General features: G+C 55.8%; 14 protein-coding genes. 13 read left to right on the top strand and 1 reads right to left on the bottom strand.

Annotated features, from left to right (window positions below):
* Nucleotides 1–33: 33 nt before the first annotated feature.
* From lpxP to LZU96_RS00695, 6 genes are all read left to right on the top strand, one after another.
* Complete coding sequence (lpxP, locus tag LZU96_RS00720) at nucleotides 34–957, top strand: kdo(2)-lipid IV(A) palmitoleoyltransferase (RefSeq protein ID WP_094121043.1); 924 nt, start codon at nucleotides 34–36, stop codon at nucleotides 955–957.
* Nucleotides 958–1,141: 184 nt separating this feature from the next.
* Nucleotides 1,142–2,284 (top strand): alanine racemase, encoded by a 1,143-nt coding sequence (locus LZU96_RS00715; protein ID WP_233985829.1) that lies wholly within the window; start codon nucleotides 1,142–1,144, stop codon nucleotides 2,282–2,284.
* 137 nt (nucleotides 2,285–2,421) lie between these two features.
* Nucleotides 2,422–2,817: a polyketide cyclase gene (locus LZU96_RS00710; RefSeq protein WP_233985828.1), complete on the top strand. Its 396-nt coding sequence runs from the start codon at nucleotides 2,422–2,424 to the stop codon at nucleotides 2,815–2,817.
* Nucleotides 2,818–3,251: 434 nt separating this feature from the next.
* Entirely contained in the window at nucleotides 3,252–3,518 is a 267-nt protein-coding gene (locus LZU96_RS00705; protein ID WP_031375158.1) for a hypothetical protein, read from the top strand.
* Between the two features lie 93 nt (nucleotides 3,519–3,611).
* The gene (locus LZU96_RS00700) at nucleotides 3,612–4,256 is read left to right on the top strand and encodes an oligosaccharide flippase family protein (protein WP_233985827.1); all 645 of its coding nucleotides are present in this window, start codon (nucleotides 3,612–3,614) and stop codon (nucleotides 4,254–4,256) included.
* Between the two features lie 573 nt (nucleotides 4,257–4,829).
* Nucleotides 4,830–5,447 carry a trimeric intracellular cation channel family protein gene (locus LZU96_RS00695; protein WP_233985826.1) on the top strand — a complete coding sequence of 206 codons (618 nt, stop codon included), beginning with the start codon at nucleotides 4,830–4,832 and terminating at the stop codon, nucleotides 5,445–5,447.
* Here LZU96_RS00695 and ligB read toward each other — a convergent pair.
* Nucleotides 5,385–7,127 carry an NAD-dependent DNA ligase LigB gene (ligB, locus tag LZU96_RS00690; protein ID WP_233985825.1) on the bottom strand — a complete coding sequence of 581 codons (1,743 nt, stop codon included), beginning with the start codon at nucleotides 7,125–7,127 and terminating at the stop codon, nucleotides 5,385–5,387. The two genes, LZU96_RS00695 and ligB, sit on opposite strands and share 63 nt — an antisense overlap.
* Before the next feature lie 240 nt (nucleotides 7,128–7,367).
* Between ligB and gmk the strand changes: the two genes are divergently transcribed.
* The 7 genes from gmk (at nucleotide 7,368) to LZU96_RS00655 (ending at nucleotide 16,488) form a co-directional block, all read left to right on the top strand.
* Nucleotides 7,368–7,991: a guanylate kinase gene (gmk, locus tag LZU96_RS00685; protein WP_233985824.1), complete on the top strand. Its 624-nt coding sequence runs from the start codon at nucleotides 7,368–7,370 to the stop codon at nucleotides 7,989–7,991.
* A gap of 54 nt (nucleotides 7,992–8,045) precedes the next feature.
* Nucleotides 8,046–8,321, top strand: coding sequence for a DNA-directed RNA polymerase subunit omega (gene rpoZ / locus LZU96_RS00680; protein WP_003851346.1), 276 nt, complete (start codon nucleotides 8,046–8,048; stop codon nucleotides 8,319–8,321).
* Between the two features lie 20 nt (nucleotides 8,322–8,341).
* On the top strand, nucleotides 8,342–10,447 hold the full coding sequence (gene spoT / locus LZU96_RS00675; protein ID WP_233985823.1) for a bifunctional GTP diphosphokinase/guanosine-3',5'-bis pyrophosphate 3'-pyrophosphohydrolase: 2,106 nt from the start codon (nucleotides 8,342–8,344) through the stop codon (nucleotides 10,445–10,447).
* Nucleotides 10,448–10,450: 3 nt separating this feature from the next.
* Nucleotides 10,451–11,152: a tRNA (guanosine(18)-2'-O)-methyltransferase TrmH gene (gene trmH / locus LZU96_RS00670; protein WP_094121051.1), complete on the top strand. Its 702-nt coding sequence runs from the start codon at nucleotides 10,451–10,453 to the stop codon at nucleotides 11,150–11,152.
* On the top strand, nucleotides 11,149–13,227 hold the full coding sequence (gene recG / locus LZU96_RS00665) for an ATP-dependent DNA helicase RecG (RefSeq protein WP_233985822.1): 2,079 nt from the start codon (nucleotides 11,149–11,151) through the stop codon (nucleotides 13,225–13,227). Before trmH ends, recG begins: the two co-directional genes overlap by 4 nt.
* A gap of 89 nt (nucleotides 13,228–13,316) precedes the next feature.
* The gene (locus tag LZU96_RS00660) at nucleotides 13,317–14,690 is read left to right on the top strand and encodes a nucleobase:cation symporter-2 family protein (RefSeq protein ID WP_233985821.1); all 1,374 of its coding nucleotides are present in this window, start codon (nucleotides 13,317–13,319) and stop codon (nucleotides 14,688–14,690) included.
* Between the two features lie 118 nt (nucleotides 14,691–14,808).
* Nucleotides 14,809–16,488, top strand: a complete 1,680-nt coding sequence (locus tag LZU96_RS00655) for an AsmA family protein (protein ID WP_233985820.1) — start codon at nucleotides 14,809–14,811, stop codon at nucleotides 16,486–16,488.
* Nucleotides 16,489–16,500 lie beyond the last annotated feature (12 nt).

Here is a 16,500-nt window from a genome sequence, read left to right as displayed (position 1 = left end):
GCGATACATCCATTTATCTCATGAAGGTTGTTAATGAAAAACACCGGGAAATTTAGCAGTTCGCTGCTGCATCCGCGTTATTGGTTTACCTGGTTTGGCCTGGGTGTGCTCTGGCTGCTGGTCCAGCTTCCCTATCCTGTTCTTATGCGTCTTGGTGCCGGTGCCGGCAAAATTTCCCGCCATTTCCTGCAGCGCCGCGAGCGCATTACCCGTCGCAATATTGAGCTCTGTTTTCCTGGCATCAGTGAAGAAAAAACCGAGCGGATGATCGCCGGTAATTTTGCTTCGCTGGGTATGGCGCTGGCCGAAACCGGCATCGCCTGGTTCTGGTCCGATCGCGCCGTTAAGCGCCTGTTTACCGTCTCCGGTCTGGCAAATCTGCACGCCGCTCAGAATGAAAAGCGTGGCGTGATGCTTATTGGCGTACACTTTATGTCGCTGGAGCTGGGTGGCCGCATCAGTGGTCTGTGTCAGCCAATGATGGCGATGTACCGCCCGCACAACAATCTGGCGATGGAATATGTTCAGACCAAAGGCCGGATGCGTTCCAATAAAGCGATGATCGATCGCCGTGACCTGCGCGGTATGGTACATGCGCTGAAACAAGGTGAATCCGTCTGGTTTGCGCCCGATCAGGACTACGGTCCGAAAGGCAGCACCTTCGCGCCGCTGTTTGCAGTGGAAAAAGCGGCAACCACTAACGGTACATTTGTGCTGTCCCGTCTGGCGAAGCCTGCGATGGTGCCGATTATGCTGATCCGTAATGCGGGCAATGATGGTTATCATTTGATCATCGAACCGATGCTGGAAAATTATCCTCACACCGATGAGGCAGCAGCGGCGGCCTATATGAATAAGGTGATCGAAAACCAGATTCTGCGTGCTCCTGAACAGTATCTCTGGCTGCATCGCCGCTTTAAAACCCGTCCACCGGGTGAAGCGTCACTTTACGTTTAACGGATAAAGCAGGCCACGCGCCTGCTTTATTGTTTTATGGCCTCGGCTCCCGACCCGCTCCTCCCGGCTTTACGCGCAAACGCGTATGTCACCATCTCTTCTACCTGGTCAATGACACACTGGCATCAGACCCGCAATTGAGGAATGATGAGCACTCTCCCGCAAGCCAGAGTTGAAACGTCTTATGGATATCCATACCGCCGAGCAGTGGCAACGCCCACTGATTGATGATCGTCTGACACCTTACATTGAAGTGGATGCGCAACGTCTGGAGCAAAATCTGCAACAGATGCAGCGCAAGGCCGATGCCGCCGGCGTCGCCCTCCGTCCTCATATCAAAACCCACAAGAGCGTCTGGATTGCGCAACGTCAGCTGGCGTCAGGTGCCCGCGGCGTGACGGTTTCAAAACCGAGTGAAGGGATCAGCTTTATTCAGGGTGGCATCCGCGATCTGTTGTTAGCCTATCCGGTGGTGCAGGCGCAGAGTGTGGCAGAACTGCTGCGTCTGGCGGTGCGGCATCAGGCGAAAATTACCCTGATTGCCGATGCGCTGCATGGTGTGGAGGCTATCGCTGACGCCTGGCAGCAGCAGCCCGATTGCGACCTGGCCGTGGCGATCAAAGTGGATGTCGGGTTACATCGTATTGGCGTTGATCCGCATACCGATCGGGCGGTGGTTATAGCGCAGGCTCTGCGGGAAAAAGGATTACGCTTTGCCGGGCTGGTCTCTCACGCTGGCCACGCCTATGGTGCCGGAAATCCCGCTGCGATAGCGGACATCGCCCGTCAGGAAGCCGTAATGATGCAGGAGTTACAGGCGAAGCTTCATGCGGCGGGCTTCACCGCCTGCCCACTCTCTGTCGGGGCCACACCCACCGCGCTGGCGGCCGAAATCGCCCCCTGTATTGATGAAATCCGTCCCGGCAATTATGCATTGCTTGATCTCACTGCCTGCCGTCTCGGTTTAAGCCGCGTCGATCAGCTCGCGCTGAGTGTGATTACCCGTGTGGTGGCCGTTAACGCGCATTTCGCGATTATCGATGCCGGCTCGAAAATGCTGAGTTCTGATAAAGGACCGCACGGCACGAACGCCAGCGGGTTCGGCATCGCGGCTGATGCGACAGGCCAGACCTATGAGATCAGCAAATTATCCGAGGAGCACGGATTTTTGCTGTGTGAAAATCACCGTCCTGAAGTTGGCAGCCTGCTGCGCATCTTCCCGAATCACAGTTGTGCAGTCATGGCGCAGTCAGATGACTTTATTCTGCGCGATGAGCAGGGTGATGCGGTGAAACACCTAGTATCGGCACGCGGCAGGTTTATCTGATCAAACCGCAGGCAACACCCGATGTTGCCTGCAATCTGTTCGAAACCCTTTCTACTCCACACTTCTGTTGCTACAGCATTTTACCTGGCATAGCCCCATGCTTTAATGCCCTTTTCCGCCACTTTGCCGGAGGTAGTATGCTCTCCTCTCGTACCCTGAGCCTGACCATTCCACGCCACTGGTTAGATCTGTATGAAACCATCTGGAAACCAGAGTTCTTTCCCAAATGGGCCTCCGGGTTAACCAACAGCACGCTGGAACCGGAAGGCAACCGCTGGCGCGCCAAAGGCCCCGAGGGCACGGTGAAGATTCGTTTCACGCCCCATAATCCGTTCGGCGTAATGGATCACTGGGTTGATACCGGTTTTGGTAAGGAGATTTATATGCCAATGCGGGTGATCGCCAACGAGCAGGGTGCCGAGGTGATGGTGACGGTCTATCGCCAGCCTTTAACCTCAGAAGATAAATTTAAGCAGGATATTGAATGGGTTAGCAAAGATCTTGAAAAGCTCAATCAACTGCTTACTCAATAAATCAACGAGTTAGCGCATTTTTTATGCTGTAGTTAACGCTGGTCGTTAATGAAAAAAAATACAAAAACATTGGGCAAAAAAGCATAAAGCACTTATCTGATTACTGACGTCATTATCCCGCCTATCACCAGTTCTGCTTAAGCATTATCGCCAGGAAAACTCCTGGCAATGCTGCCTGTTTGCAGCCCGCCAGGCCTGATTTTGCACTGATTTCCGCTGAGCCATCGAAGTTCACTGGTTGTTATAAACATTAATCCTTAACTAATATTTATTACAGCGCTGTAAGTGATTTAATATTTATCATGCACAGAGTGAAACCATTAATTACTGCGGTTGCGTTATCAGACTTTTCTTATGGTGTTAAATTAAATAAAACAATGTATAAATCATTCCACACACAGCAATACCCATAATGATAAAGCAGGAAAAAAGACATGGACCGCTCAACTTATCCTTTGTTATCTGAAAAAGAATTTGTTGAGATTGCCGGCAGGATGCTGGCTGGAGAATATAAAACAACAACAGGATTTATTCGTGATCTGGCGGACTTCTTATTAACAGCGGGAGATTCCGCCATGACACGAAACCGTGAATATTCCAGGGATATCTATTTTTTATCCGAGCATCATTTGATTGAATCCATAATAACATGGCAAGCCTGGCAAGGTATTTCAGGACTTCGGCCGGAAAAATTGCACTGACTCATTGCACTAACTAACGGTGTCACAGCAACCCCATTGCCGTTACACGAATATTTATTTCGCACAGAGTACATGTACTCTAACGAGCATATCATGGCGATACGTGAAAGCAGTCTGAATAGCGCAAAATGGTCTCTCCTCTCCTCGATCAAAATTATTGGCATTGGCGTGTTGCAGCTTTCGTTACTGGCGCAAATTCTGCAGGCAAATGAGCTCAACCTGCTGGCCATTGCCGTTGTGGCTTTGCTGGCTATCGATACCCTGGCCGATCGGGGCTTCTCGAATATGCTGATCCGCCGATGCATGCTCTCAATTAACGATCTCTCGATCCTTTACTGGGGCAACATTGTGATGGGCGCCGCGACATTTGGTCTGTTATTTATTGGCAGCCATCTGCTTAATCGGATGTTTGACCAGCCTGAACTGGCCTTAATGCTGGAGATGGTCTCGGTGGTCTTTATTATTATTCCACAGGGACAGCATTACCGGGCAATATTACAGCGTGAAAAACAATATACCCGCATCGCTTTTGCTGAAACCTCTTCGGTATTAGCCGGACTGAGCGTAACCTTATTTACCGTCTGGCTAACTCCGTCAGTGCTTTGTGCAATCTGGGGTTATCTGGCGATGGCGTCCATTCGTATGCTGATTTATTGCTACTACGGTCGTTCATGGTTCCAGCCAGAATACCGTTTCAGCCTGAAAGCATTTTCTCAGATTCGTGCAAGAAACAAATAATAAAATAAGTCTGTATGGTGGGCTCTGAGCATCCGAAACGATGCGTTGGCGTGCTGTGAACCAGCACGCTTTTTCTTTTTCATCCGTAATGACGATTAATATTCCCGGTTATTCTCTGTCTCCGCTGTTCCCGTTACCCTTCCGCAACTCTGCCTCACTGCCTCTGCCTGTTATTATCCCTTAACGTTGCTGATCGCGTTGACTGCGATTTGCCCAGAAGACAGCCTCCTTCGCTCTGACGCTGCGGCATTGCCCGGCGATGACCTGACAGAACAGCCCGGTCATCCATTTATCCGGCACGTCAGCATGGTGTCAGAGGTCATGTTATGGCGTAATGCGCCTGCTGGCGGTGGCACAGCAAAACAGAGAGAGGAAGTAGCGGCCGGTTAGCCTGTCGGGCGAATTTTTTCTTATGCATTGCACGAGACGTTCACGACCCGGCGTACTGATACCACGACGTTTGCAGCACACATCCATAAACTGAGCTAATCCCAATAGCGTGGCGTCAGAAAATCTCAGTCGCCGTTTATTACGCTATACCTTAGCCTTGCCGCCGTCTAACTGGAGTCTGCTATGTTACTGACCGTTCTCTACATCATCGGCATTACCGCCGAGGCCATGACCGGCGCGCTGGCTGCCGGTCGCCGTAAAATGGATCTTTTCGGCGTCATTATCATCGCCTCAGTGACCGCAATTGGTGGCGGTTCCGTTCGCGATATCCTGCTCGGCCATTATCCGCTCGGCTGGGTCAAACACCCTGAATACATCATGATTGTCGCGGCGGCGGCGGTGATCACCACCTTTGCGGCGCCACTGATGACGCATCTGCGCAAAGTTTTTCTGGTGCTGGATGCGCTCGGCCTGGTGGTTTTCTCCATTATTGGCGCTCAGGTGGCGCTGGATTCCGGCCATGCGATGATCATTGCTGCCATCAGCGCCGTCATCACGGGCGTATTTGGCGGCGTGCTGCGCGACATGTTCTGTAATCGCATCCCACTGGTATTCCAGAAAGAGCTGTATGCGGGGATCGCTTTCGCTTCAGGCTGGATCTATATCCTGCTGCTGAAAACGTCGCTGGCGCACGAAGCGGTGATCATCATTACGCTGCTGTTCGGCTTTTTTGCCCGTCTACTGGCGCTGCGTTTTCGCCTCGGCTTGCCGATTTTCAACTATCCCCACCCGGAACACTGAGGCGGGAATGCCCTGCTGCTGTAAAAAGGCGATCAGTGATTGCAGTTCAGCATGGTGAAACTGGTCGACAAGACGCTGGGCCAGCGCGGCACCCACGCCTGGCAAGGTTTGCCATGCTGCCGCATCCCGTTGTATCAGGTCATCCCAGTGTTGATCGGGCAGCGCCTCTGCGGCTTTACGCGGTAGCGAAACACCCAGCGCGCTGATCCAGCGTCGCAGCGGTTGCTGGCGCGTCAGATTGAAACGATGCCAGAGCTGTCCGGCACGCGCAGAAGAGATGTCGGCAGCTGTGGCGATTTGCTCAGGTGTTAAGGTGAGCCAGGCGAAAAGATGCGGCATGCTGCCCGCTTCCAGTAGCTTCAGCCAGGTGTTGCGCGCTACTCCCGGAATATTCAGCACCGACTTTTGACTCAGCCAGCGCAATTTCGCCAGCATCTGCTTCTGGCAGTCGGCACTGAAGCGATAACAGCTCAGCGGGTTATAGCGTGTTTCGTCGGGCGGCTGCGGGTAATCACGTTGCGCCACTCGCCAGATCACCCGATCCAATCGTGGGATGCCCTGTCCGGCCAGACTCAGGGTCACCTGGTCTCCCGCGATGATGTCCCTATGCCGCCAGCGACGCAGTGAGCCAATGTTTACCCGCCTGACCGTTTTGTCATCCAGCTGCACCGGCTGCAGATTAAGCACCACCGCCACTTTTCCGGTGCGGCCAATCGGAAAATCGACCGACAGCACTTCACTGCTGACCTCTGGCGGCTGATATTTCCAGGCTACGGCCCATTCGCCCTCACCGGGCCGCCAGTTTTTGCCGGCGGGCCGTGATGCCTGATGAACCACCACGCCGTCGGTGACAAACGGCAGCCCGCCATGAAACCAGCGATCACGCCATACCGCGACCTCCTCTTCATCTTTTACTGGCTGGCTCCACTGCGCGGCAATGCCCAATCCCCACTGGCTCAGTTGCGCCAGCCGGTCACGCATTTTTGCCGGCCCGTCCGGCCAAGCCCAGATAAAAATATTGAGTTGCGAAAGTAGCGGACCAGGCTGTTTACTCATCATGGCACCGGCCACTTTTGAACGGGCATTTTTACCGCCATCCCGCGCCTGATGATGATCGGTCATCGGCAGGTAGAGTTCGCCCTGCAAAACCATCTCGTCGCGATCGCTGTTTATCTGCTGCGGTATCGCCGGGATAAAGGCCGCTTTAGTCAGCCACTCCTCCCCGCGTAATCCATCACCACGGCTTAATAACGACACCAGCCTGCCCGCACGATAAACCAGTGAAACCGCAATGCCATCCACTTTAGGCTGAACCCACAGATCGCGGCGATCCTGCATCCAGTAAGCCAGCGCCAGTTTATCGCGCAGCTTTTTTACCCCGGTATGGGCAACAGGATGCAGATGTTCACCCTGCTCAGGCAGTTGCGCTGAGTAATTTGCCTGCGGCGAGCTGAAGCAGTGCAGCCAGTGGTTAAGGCGGGATTGCAGGCTATCGTAATCTGCATCGGTTACCGGGCTAAGTCCCTGTTGATAATAGGCCTGATCCCAGTGCTGAAGCTGCTGCTGCAGATGGGCAATTTCACTCGCCGCCCGTGCCGGAGTCCAGGCGGGGCAAATCGCACTGTAAACAGGCGCGGCTGCAAGCAAAACAGCAATCAGAGGCCAGCCAAATCCTTTCATGATCTCTCTCCTGACGTTTTGCGCCATTCAACACAGAGACGCTAGCATCAGCCAGAGGCCGTCATCCGATCCGGAACAGATCACAGCAAAATCCGTCACCTTTTACGCTCAGGCAACATCAATTTGCGCAGCAACACGCAAAAGTTTACCCGCAGCCGCTGCGCAAACGCTGCGTGGCAGCGGGAAGCTGTGTATACTGTGCAGGAAATCGACTCCGCTTTTAATCAATTCAAGAAAACCATGGCTCAAGGCACGCTCTATATTGTTTCTGCTCCCAGCGGTGCAGGTAAATCCAGCCTGATTCAGGCGCTGTTAAAGACCCAGCCGTTGTACGATACGCAGGTGTCTGTTTCGCACACCACCCGCGGCATGCGACCGGGTGAAACCCATGGCGAACACTACTTTTTTGTCGGAAAAGATGAGTTTGAGAAGATGATTGCGGAAGACGCTTTTCTCGAACACGCCAAAGTTTTCGACAACTACTACGGTACCTCGCGCCATGCCATTGAGCAGGTGCTTTCGACTGGCGTTGACGTCTTTCTCGACATCGACTGGCAGGGCGCGCAGCAGATCCGCACCCGAATGCCTGGCGCACGGAGTATCTTTGTTCTGCCGCCGTCGAAAGAAGAACTCGATCGCCGTCTGCGCGGTCGCGGGCAGGATAGCGAAGAGGTGATCACCCGTCGCATGGCACAAGCCGTGGCGGAAATGAGTCACTATGCCGAATATGATTATTTAATTGTGAATGATGATTTCGATCTGGCGCTGTCCGATCTGAAAACCATTATTCGCGCAGAACGTCTGCGCATGGCGCGCCAGAAGGCGCGCCATGATGCTTTAATCAGCAAACTGTTGGCAGTCTGAATTGAGTTTCAGTATGATGCCCAGTCATTTCTTCATCTGTGGAGTAGCACACCTATGGCACGCGTAACCGTTCAGGACGCAGTAGAAAAAGTTGGTAATCGTTTTGACCTGGTGTTGGTCGCTGCACGTCGTGCACGTCAGATGCAGGTAGGCGGCAAAGATCCGCTGGTTCCGGAAGAGAACGATAAACCTACCGTTATCGCCCTGCGCGAAATCGAAGAAGGGTTGGTCACCAATCAGATTTTAGATGTGCGTGATCGTCAGGAACAGCAAGAGCAGGAAGCCGCTGAGTTACAGGCCGTTACCGCTATCGCTGAAGGTCGTCGTTAACAGCCACCTGCAGGTCACCCTTGTATCTGTTTGAAAGCCTCAATCAACTGATTGAAAAATACCTGCCAGAGGAGCACATCAAGCGCCTCCAGCAGGCTTACCTTGTCGCACGTGATGCCCACGAGGGACAGACACGCTCCAGTGGTGAGCCTTATATCACCCATCCGGTTGCCGTAGCCTGTATTCTGGCGGAAATGAAGCTCGACCATGAAACGCTCATGGCCGCGCTGCTGCATGACGTGATCGAAGATACGCCCGCCACTTACCAGGATATGGAACAGCTGTTCGGTAAGAGCGTGGCGGAGCTGGTCGAAGGCGTTTCTAAGCTGGATAAGCTGAAGTTCCGCGACAAGAAAGAGGCGCAGGCAGAGAACTTCCGCAAGATGATTATGGCGATGGTGCAGGATATCCGCGTTATTCTCATCAAGCTGGCTGACCGCACGCACAACATGCGCACCCTCGGCGCATTACGCCCGGATAAACGTCGCCGCATCGCGCTGGAAACGCTGGAAATTTACAGCCCACTGGCGCATCGTCTGGGTATTCATCACCTTAAAACAGAACTCGAAGAGCTCGGTTTCGAAGCCCTTTATCCGAACCGTTATCGGGTTATCAAAGAGGTGGTGAAGGCGGCACGCGGTAACCGTAAAGAGATGATCCAGAAGATTCTTTCTGAGATCGATGGCCGTCTGCAGGAAGCGGGCATTCCCTGCCGCGTCAGCGGTCGTGAAAAGCATCTTTACTCGATCTACCGCAAAATGACGCTGAAAGAGCAGCGTTTTCACTCGATCATGGATATCTATGCCTTTCGCGTCATCGTGAAAGATCTCGATACCTGCTATCGCGTCCTGGGCCAGATGCACAGCTTATATAAGCCGCGTCCGGGCCGGGTCAAAGATTACATCGCCATCCCCAAAGCCAACGGCTATCAATCTCTCCATACTTCGATGATCGGCCCGCACGGCGTGCCGGTTGAAGTGCAGATTCGCACTGAAGATATGGATCAGATGGCGGAAATGGGGGTCGCTGCGCACTGGGCTTACAAACAGGCGGGCGAAAGTGGCACCACGGCGCAGATTCGTGCCCAGCGCTGGCTGCAAAGCCTGCTGGAGCTGCAACAAAGCGCCGGCAGTTCATTTGAATTTATCGAAAGCGTGAAGTCCGATCTCTTCCCGGATGAGATCTACGTCTTCACGCCGGAAGGCCGTATCGTAGAGTTGCCGACAGGCGCCACACCGGTGGATTTCGCCTATGCCGTGCACACTGACATTGGTCATGCCTGCGTCGGCGCGCGTGTCGATCGCCAGCCTTATCCGCTGTCGCAATCCCTGACCAGCGGCCAGACGATTGAGATCATCACCGCGCCGGGCGCGCGTCCTAACGCCGCCTGGCTTAACTTTGTCGTCAGTTCCAAAGCCCGCGCCAAAATCCGTCAGCTACTGAAGAATCTCAAACGCGAAGACTCGGTCAATCTGGGCCGTCGCCTGCTGAGCCATGCGCTGGGCGGCAGCCGTAAACTGGCTGAGATCCCGCCGGAGAATATCAGGCAGGAGCTGGATCGCATGAAGCTGACTTCGCTGGACGATCTGCTGGCGGAAATTGGTCTTGGCAATGCAATGAGCGTGGTGGTGGCGAAAAACCTGCTGCAGGCTGACAGCAAAGCGATCAGCAACAGCAAACGCGGCAAGCTGCCCATCAAAGGCGCCGACGGCGTACTGATTACCTTCGCCAAATGCTGTCGACCGATTCCCGGCGATCCGATTGTTGCGCACGTCAGTCCCGGTAAGGGCCTGGTGGTGCATCACGAATCCTGTCGAAACATTCGCGGTTACCAGAAAGAGCCAGAGAAGTTCATGCCGGTTGAATGGGACAAAGTGACTGAGCAGGAATTTGTGGCGGAAATTAAGGTCGATATGTTTAACCATCAGGGCGCGTTAGCCAACCTGACGGCGGCGATTAACACTGCCGGTTCTAACATTCAGAGCCTGAACACGGAAGAGCGCGATGGCCGGGTATATAGCGCCTTTATTCGCCTCACCGCCCGCGATCGCGTCCATCTGGCCAATATCATGCGTAAAATCCGCGTGATGCCGGATGTGATCAAAGTTCACCGTAACCGTAATTAGTGCATGAACGATCAACGTTTTGCCCGAATTCAGACCATGCTGGCGCTGCGTCAGCACGATCTCACGGTCTGCATGGAACAAGTGCATAAACCGCACAACGTCTCTGCGGTCATTCGCACCGCCGATGCAGTGGGTATCCACGAAGTGCACGCCGTCTGGCCGAGCCAGCGGATGCGCACCCAGGCGTCCGCCTCGGCCGGCAGCAACAGCTGGGTCAAGGTGGTGACGCATCGCACTATCGGCGACGCCGTGACACAGCTTAAACAGCAGAAGATGCAGGTGTTAGCCACCCATCTGTCAGCGGAAGCCGTCGATTTCCGCGAGATTGATTATACCCGCCCGACCTGCATCCTGATGGGACAGGAAAAAACCGGCATTACCGATGAAGCCCTGGCGCTGGCCGATCAGGAGATTATCATTCCGATGGTTGGTATGGTGCAGTCGCTGAACGTCTCGGTTGCCTCCGCCCTGATCCTGTATGAAGCCCAGCGACAACGGCAGAATGCCGGCCTTTACCAGCGTGATTACAGCCTGCTGGATGAGGATGAACAGCAACGTCTGCTGTTCGAAGGGGGTTTCCCGGTGCTGGCGCGCGTCGCGCGGCAGAAAGGCCTGCCCTATCCGCGCATCAACGCCCTGGGCGAGGTCGAGGCTGACGCCAGCTGGTGGGCCACCATGCAGTCAACCGGTAAAAGTAAAAGATGAAAGGCCGCCTGCTGGATGCCATTCCGCTCAGTACCCTGACCGGCGTCGGTGCCAGCCAGGCGGCAAAGCTGGCCAAAATTGGCCTGCACACCATTCAGGATCTGCTGCTCCATCTCCCGCTGCGTTACGAAGATCGTACCCAACTTTACGCCATTGATGATCTGCTGCCCGGTATCTGGGCCACCGTAGAAGGTGAAGTGCTGCATTCCGAGATCACTTTTGGCCGCCGCCGGATGATGGTGTGTCAGATCAGCGATGGCAGCGGCGTGCTGACAATGCGCTTCTTCAACTTCAACGCCGGCATGAAAAACAGCCTGGCGCCAGGTCGTCGTGTTACCGCCTACGGTGAAATCAAACGTGGTCAGCGCGGCGCTGAGATCATTCATCCTGAGTACCGTATCCAGGGCGAACACAGCAACGTGGCGCTTGAAGAGACGCTGACGCCGGTCTATCCCACCACCGAAGGCATCCGTCAGGCTACGTTGCGTAATCTCACCGATCAGGCGCTGACGCTGCTGGAAAGCTGTCCGATTGCCGAGCTATTACCGCAGGAGCTAAGCGGCGGTTTAATCAGCCTGCCCGATGCGTTGCGTACTCTGCATCGTCCGCCACCCGATCTCAAACTGAGCGAGCTGGAGAGCGGCCGTCATCCGGCGCAGCGTCGTCTGATTCTGGAAGAGCTGCTGGCGCATAATCTCAGCATGCTGGCGGTACGCGCCGGTGCGCAGCGTTATTACGCGTTACCGATGCCGCCTCGTCATAACCTGAGCGATCAACTGCTGGCGGCACTGCCCTTCTCGCCTACCGGTGCGCAGAAGCGGGTTGTGGCGGAAATAGAGCATGACCTGGCGAATGACTTCCCGATGATGCGGCTGGTGCAGGGCGATGTGGGTTCCGGTAAAACGCTGGTGGCGGCGTTATCGGCGCTGAATGTGATTGCGCACGGTAAACAGGTTGCCCTGATGGCCCCGACTGAACTGCTGGCTGAACAGCACGCCAGCAACTTCCGTCAGTGGTTTGCGCCGCTGGGGATTGAAGTCGGCTGGCTGGCTGGAAAACAGAAAGGAAAGGCGCGCCAGGCACAGCAGGAAGCCATTGCCAGCGGTCAGGTTGCGATGGTGGTCGGCACCCATGCGCTGTTCCAGGAGCAGGTGCAGTTCAACGGCCTGGCGCTGGTGATTATCGATGAGCAGCACCGTTTTGGCGTCCATCAGCGGCTGGCGCTATGGGAAAAGGGCGAGGAACAGGGTTTCCATCCGCATCAGTTGATCATGACGGCAACGCCGATCCCCCGCACCCTGGCGATGACCGCTTATGCCGATCTCGATACCTCGACCATTGACGAACTGCCACCGGGCCGCACGCCGGTCACGACGGTCGCCATTCCCGATACCCGACGCGATGAGATCATTGCGCGGGTTGAACATGCCTGTCGCGAAGGGCGTCAGGCGTACTGGGTCTGTACGCTGATTGAAGAGTCTGACCTGCTGGAAGCGCAGGCGGCGGAAGCCAGCTGGGAAGCACTGAAAACGGCGCTGCCCGATCTCAACATCGGCCTGGTACACGGCCGGATGAAGCCGGCTGAAAAACAGGCGGTGATGCAGGCGTTTAAAACCAACCAGCTGCAGTTGCTGGTGGCAACCACGGTGATTGAAGTGGGCGTCGACGTGCCTAATGCCAGCCTGATGATTATTGAAAACCCGGAACGCTTAGGACTGGCGCAGCTGCATCAGCTACGCGGACGGGTAGGCCGTGGCGCGGTCGCCTCACACTGTGTGCTGCTCTACAAAGCGCCGCTCAGCAAAACCGCCCAGAAGCGATTGCAGGTGTTGCGCGACAGCAATGACGGCTTCGTGATTGCGCAGTTTGACCTGGAGATTCGCGGACCAGGCGAGCTGCTGGGTACGCGCCAGACCGGTAACGCCGAGTTCAAAGTGGCAGATTTATTGCGCGATCAGGCGATGGTGCCGGAAGTGCAGCGCGTGGCGCGACATATCCACCAGCACTATCCCGAGCAGGCCAGCGCCCTGATTGAACGCTGGCTGCCGGAGAACACCCGTTATACCAACGTCTGACCGGCCTTTTTACTCCCTGCCGGGCAAACGATTGCTTTTAGCCGGCGGATGATTACAATCGCCACACCATTTTTCGGGAACAGTAGAAGATGTCCACCAATCCGCAGCCAGAACAACCCGCCACTCGCCACAGTGAACTGATTTATCGCCTTGAAGATCGCCCACCGCTGCCGCAAACGCTGTTTGCCGCCGGCCAGCATCTGTTAGCCATGTTTGTGGCGGTGATTACCCCCGCGCTGCTGATTTGCCAGGCGCTGGGCCTGCCCGCCCAGGATACCCAGCACATTATCAGCATGTCGCTGTTCGCGTCGGGCGTGGCATCGATTCTGCAGATCAAAACCTGGGGTCCGGTCGGTTCCGGCCTGCTGTCGATTCAGGGCACCAGCTTTAACTTCGTCACGCCGCTGATTATGGGCGGGATGGCGCTGAAAAATGGCGGTGCTGACGTGCCCACCATGATGGCAGCGCTGTTTGGCACCCTGATGGTCGCTTCCTGTACTGAGATGGTGCTGTCGCGCGTGCTGCATCTGGCGCGCCGCATCATTACGCCACTGGTCTCAGGTATCGTGGTGATGATTATCGGCCTGTCGCTGATTCAGGTCGGGCTGACGTCGATCGGCGGCGGCTTTGCCGCCATCGCCGACCACAGTTTTGGCGCACCAAAAAATCTGCTGCTGGCTGGCGCGGTGCTGCTGGTGATCGTGCTGCTGAACCGCCAGAAAAATCCCTATCTGCGCGTCGCTTCACTGGTGATCGCCATGGCGGTCGGCTATCTGCTGGCCTGGGCACTGGATATGTTACCCACCACCAGCGCGCCAGCCGATCAACCGCTGATTGCAGTACCGACGCCGCTCTATTACGGGCTGGGCTTCGACTGGAACCTGCTGGTTCCGCTGATGCTGGTGTTTATGGTGACCTCGCTGGAAACCATTGGCGACATAACCGCAACCTCTGATGTCTCAGAGCAGCCGGTGAGCGGTCCGCTCTATATGAAACGCCTGAAGGGCGGCGTGCTGGCTAACGGCCTCAATTCGTTTGTCTCCGCGCTGTTCAACACTTTCCCTAACTCCTGCTTCGGGCAGAATAACGGCGTGATTCAGCTCACCGGCGTCGCCAGCCGCTACGTTGGCTTTGTCGTGGCGCTGATGCTGATTGTGCTGGGGCTGTTTCCGGCGGTCAGCGGCCTGGTGCAGCATATTCCTGAGCCGGTGCTGGGCGGCGCGACCATTGTGATGTTCGGGACGATTGCCGCCTCCGGCGTTCGCATCGTGTCACGTGAGCCGCTGAACCGCCGCGCCATCATGATCATCGCGCTGTCGCTGGCGGTGGGGCTGGGTGTCTCGCAGCAGCCGCTGATTCTGCAATTTGCGCCTGAGTGGCTGAAAACCCTGCTCTCTTCCGGCATTGCGGCGGGTGGAATTACCGCTATCGTGCTGAACCTGATTTTCCCGCAGGAGAAGTAAGGCGAGCGACGGGCTGCGGCCCGTCTGCTATTTAGTCGGATTTACATCCAGGCTGTTGAGCTGTAACGGTAATTCAGGCATAACAACCTCTCACCGGATTTAACTCGGGAAGGATGCTATGAAATTTCTTGGAAAGTTTTTCCTCACCTTACTTTTGCTGCTGCTCTTCACCCTGGTGGTGATCTATGTGCTGCTGCAGACGCAATGGGGTGCAGGCTGGTTTAGCCGATGGGTGAGCGACAAAACGGAGTGGCATCTCTCCCTGAGTAAAATTGAGCACAACTTCTCCTCTCCCTCGCATGTCATTCTGGATGACTTCAGCTTCGGTCACGATGGTCAGCCAGCGGTGCTGGTGGCAAAGCGCGTCGATCTCGGCCTGGCGCTGGTGCAGTTCAGCGATCCGCTGCACTTCAGCAGCATCGAACTGCGTGACGGCGAAGTCAACCTGGCCAACCTGACGCCATCAAGCGCGCTGCCGATTCAGGCCCAGCGTCTGCAGCTCAACAACATGCATATCGAAAGCCCCAACAGCGCGCTGCCGCTGTTCGCTCAGCAGGTGAACGGCGGCATTCTGCCGTGGAAACCGGTCGCCAGCAATATGCTGGGCCAGGATGCCCGTTTCCAGATGAGTGCCGGCAGCATGACGCTGAATAAGGTGCCCGGCGAAAATGTGCTGATTCAGGGAAGCGTCTCGCAGGGACGGATGGTTTTCAATAATGTCGGTGCCGATCTGGCTCGCGGCTCGATGACCGGCAACGGTGAGCGCGATGCGCAGGGCAACTGGAAGATTAACCAGCTGCGGCTGAATGATATTCGTCTGCAGACCGCCAGCAGCCTGAAAGATTTTCTGCGTAATGTGCAGGCGGTGCCATCGATTGCCATAACCCGGCTGGATGTGACCGATGCGCGCCTGCAGGGGCCTGACTGGGCGGTGACCGACCTTGATCTGACCCTGCGTAACCTTAACTGGCAGGGCGATGACTGGCAGAGCAACGACGGCTCGCTGGCCATGAACGCCAGCAACTTTATCAACGGCGGGCTGGAGCTGAACGATCCAATCGTCAATCTGGACTTCTCTCCGCAAGGCATCGCCCTGACGCAGTTCAGTTCACGCTGGGCCAACGGCGTGATCCGGGCAGAAGGCGACTGGTCGCGCGCCGATAAACGCCTGACGCTGAAAAACCTGGCGGTCGCCGGGCTGGAATATACCCTGCCGCAGGACTGGCGCGATCGCTGGCAGTCCACGTTACCTGACTGGCTTGATAGCGTGGTGGTGACGCGTTTCACCTCAAACCGTAATCTGATTATCGATATTAATCCGGCGTTTCCTTTCCAGCTGACGTCGCTGGATGGCACCGGTGAGAATCTGTTGCTGGTTCGTCAGCAACAGTGGGGGATCTGGTCCGGTAAGCTGAGCCTGAATGCGGCGGAGTCGACCTTTAACCGCACCGATTTGCGCCATCCTTCAATTGCACTAAGTGCCGATCCGCAGCAGATTCAGGTGACCGAGCTGAGCGCGTTCAGTGGTAAGGGCTTGCTGGAAGGACGTGCGACGGTCGGCCAGCAGCCCGAGCGTCCGCTGACGTTGCAGCTGACTGGCCGTGCCGTGCCGGTGAATGTGTTGCAGAACTGGGGATGGCCGGCGCTGCCGCTAACCGGTGACAGCAACCTGCAACTGCAGCTGAATGCCGCGTTAAAAGCCGGTCAGCCACTGCGTCCAACCGCCAATGGCAGTTTGTCAGTCACCACCGACAGCCAGCAGTTGCAGCAGACCCTGCAGGCTGGTGAGGTTCGATAACGCATCAGGGCC

Source organism: Pantoea agglomerans (assembly GCF_021397715.1).
Taxonomy (GTDB): Bacteria; Pseudomonadota; Gammaproteobacteria; order Enterobacterales; family Enterobacteriaceae; genus Pantoea; species Pantoea astica.
The sequence above is the reverse complement of the archived record's forward strand: the minus strand, read 5'-3'. Positions and strand labels throughout refer to the sequence as shown.

Bases quoted from the DNA above. Each gene is read 5' to 3' on its own strand.
- gmk (WP_233985824.1), top strand. From the start codon at position 7,368: ATGGCTCAAGGCACGCTCTATATTGTTTCTGCTCCCAGCGGTGCAGGT.
- ligB (WP_233985825.1), bottom strand. From the start codon at position 7,127: ATGAAAGGATTTGGCTGGCCTCTGATTGCTGTTTTGCTTGCAGCCGCG.
- LZU96_RS00715 (WP_233985829.1), top strand. From the start codon at position 1,142: ATGGATATCCATACCGCCGAGCAGTGGCAACGCCCACTGATTGATGAT.
- LZU96_RS00710 (WP_233985828.1), top strand. From the start codon at position 2,422: ATGCTCTCCTCTCGTACCCTGAGCCTGACCATTCCACGCCACTGGTTA.
- LZU96_RS00655 (WP_233985820.1), top strand. From the start codon at position 14,809: ATGAAATTTCTTGGAAAGTTTTTCCTCACCTTACTTTTGCTGCTGCTC.
- LZU96_RS00705 (WP_031375158.1), top strand. From the start codon at position 3,252: ATGGACCGCTCAACTTATCCTTTGTTATCTGAAAAAGAATTTGTTGAG.
- trmH (WP_094121051.1), top strand. From the start codon at position 10,451: ATGAACGATCAACGTTTTGCCCGAATTCAGACCATGCTGGCGCTGCGT.
- rpoZ (WP_003851346.1), top strand. From the start codon at position 8,046: ATGGCACGCGTAACCGTTCAGGACGCAGTAGAAAAAGTTGGTAATCGT.
- lpxP (WP_094121043.1), top strand. From the start codon at position 34: ATGAAAAACACCGGGAAATTTAGCAGTTCGCTGCTGCATCCGCGTTAT.
- LZU96_RS00695 (WP_233985826.1), top strand. From the start codon at position 4,830: ATGTTACTGACCGTTCTCTACATCATCGGCATTACCGCCGAGGCCATG.
- LZU96_RS00660 (WP_233985821.1), top strand. From the start codon at position 13,317: ATGTCCACCAATCCGCAGCCAGAACAACCCGCCACTCGCCACAGTGAA.
- LZU96_RS00700 (WP_233985827.1), top strand. From the start codon at position 3,612: ATGGCGATACGTGAAAGCAGTCTGAATAGCGCAAAATGGTCTCTCCTC.
- recG (WP_233985822.1), top strand. From the start codon at position 11,149: ATGAAAGGCCGCCTGCTGGATGCCATTCCGCTCAGTACCCTGACCGGC.